Source organism: Pseudonocardia sp. Ae150A_Ps1 (assembly GCF_001932315.1).
GTDB lineage: Bacteria > Actinomycetota > Actinomycetes > Mycobacteriales > Pseudonocardiaceae > Pseudonocardia.
The window spans coordinates 124,590-126,687 of sequence record NZ_MCIJ01000001.1; the positions used below are offsets into that span (position 1 = coordinate 124,590).

Below are 2,098 nucleotides of genomic sequence, written 5' to 3' on the forward strand. Positions count from 1 at the left end.
ACAGCCCCGACCTGCGCCCGGACCTGGTCGAGCGCGACTTCACCGCGACGGCCCCGAACCGGTTGTGGGTCGCCGACATCACCTACATCTAGACGCATTCCGGTTGGGTGTATGCCTCGTTCGTCTTGGACGCGTTCTCCCGGAGGATCGTGGGTTGGCAGCTGTCACGTCATCTCTACACCGATCTCGCCCTAGACGCACTCAACATGGGGATCTGGATCAGGGAACGCAGCGGTGCAGATCTGTCGCGGTTAACGCATCATTCGGACCGCGGTGTCCAATACGTTGCCATTCGCTACACTGAGCGGCTCGGCGAAGCTGGTGTCGTCGCTTCCGTCGGGTCGGTCGGCGATTCCTATGATAACGCGATGGCGGAGGCATTCAACTCGTTGTTCAAGGCCGAATTGATCCGCAACAAGGGGCCGTGGGCGGGGATCAGCGACCTTGAACTCGCGGTCGCCGAGTACGTCGACTGGTACAACCACCGCCGACTACACGGCGAACTCGGCTTCGTCCCGCCGGTCGAGTACGAGATCCATAACGCCACCACCACGACCGCCCGGCAGCCCGCCGGAGCATGAGAACTCAGCCTCTACCAAACCCGGCACTTGACACTTCGGCCTGCACGAGCTCCCGGTGACCTGGACCTGACACCAGTGATCACGGATCGGGAAGCCACGCGGCCATATGTGACCGGGCGGCTTCCGGATCGGTGATCAGCGGTCGTCGTGGCTTGACCATGCCGTTACGGCACGGCGTTTCATCGGGGGTATGGAGCAACCTGGACCGACCCCGCCCGCCCACGAGCCGCCGGCGGGGGTGTCGACGACCGGCGTCTGGAACGGTCTCGGCTACCGCGCCGACGCGCAGTGGATCGTGCTGCGTCAGGAGGAGAAGCCCGCGGCGGAGATCTTCACGGTCTCCTACGTCGCGGAGGACCGGGGCGAGCGGCCGGTGACGTTCGTGTTCGGCGGCGGGCCCGGTGGCGCGTCGGCGTACCTGCACCTGGGCGTCGTCGGGCCGCGGCGCATCGCCTTCCCCGGGGACGGGACCATGCCCTCCCCGCCCGCGCGCCTGGTCGACAACCCGGAGTCGTGGCTGGCGTTCACCGACCTCGTCGTCGTCGACGCGGTGGACACCGGCTTCAGCCGCAGCGCACCGGGCGCCGAGCCCACCTCGTACTACGGCACCGAGCGTGATCTCGACGCGCTGGTCGAGGTCATCACTCGGTGGCTGGGGGACAACGGCCGGTGGCACTCGCCCGTGCTGGTCGCGGGGGAGAGCTACGGCGGTTACCGCGCGGCCCGGCTGATCCGCCGCCTGCAGGAGAACGCCGGGATCGGCGTGTCCGGGTCGATCCTGATCTCCCCCGCGCTGGAGTTCGCGGGTCTGTCCACCATCGGGCTGGAGCTCGGTGACTACGACGTGCTGCCGTGGGTCGACACGCTGCCCACGATGGCGCTGGCCGCCGCCCACCACGGACGCTCGGACACCCCGCCGTCCGAGATCCGCCGCGCCGCCGAGGAGTTCGCCGCCGGCGAGTTCGCGACGTTCCTCGTCCGCGGTGCCGCGACGGACCCTGCGGACCGGCAGTGGGTGTTCGAGCGCCACGCCGCCCTGACCGGACTCGACGTCGAGGACGTCGCCCGGGCCGAGGGACGGATCCGCATCACCCGGTTCACCCGCGACCTGATCCGCGCGGACCGGCTGGCCCTCGGGATCTACGACGCCACGGTCACCACCACGGACCCGTACCCCGACCGCGAGCTGTACATGGGCGCCGACCCGACCCTGACCGGCATCGCCGCGGCGTTCGGTGCCGGCATCAACCAGTACCTGCGGGGTGAGCTCGGGGTGCGGACCGAGCGGACGTACACGCTGCTCGACCCCACGGTGGTCGCCGCCTGGCAGGACGACACCCGCGCCGTCTACAACCACCCGCCGAAGGGCGCGACCGACGACCTCCGCTACGGGCTCGCCCTCAACCCGGGCGTCCGCGCGATCATCACGCACGGCCACCACGACCTCGTGACCCCGTACCACGCCGGTGACCGGTTGCGGAACCAGATGCGGCTGACCCCGGGGGTGGCCTCCCGCC

1 protein-coding gene and 1 pseudogene are annotated in these 2,098 nt (G+C 69.4%); both read left to right on the forward strand.

What is annotated here, in order from left to right:
* Window positions 1–581 (forward strand): annotated as a pseudogene (locus Ae150APs1_RS33125) (IS3 family transposase); the annotation flags it as partial.
* A gap of 190 nt (window positions 582–771) precedes the next feature.
* The coding region (locus Ae150APs1_RS00485) for a peptidase S10 (RefSeq protein WP_249266157.1) at window positions 772–2,098 on the forward strand (1,327 nt) is incomplete at its 3' end.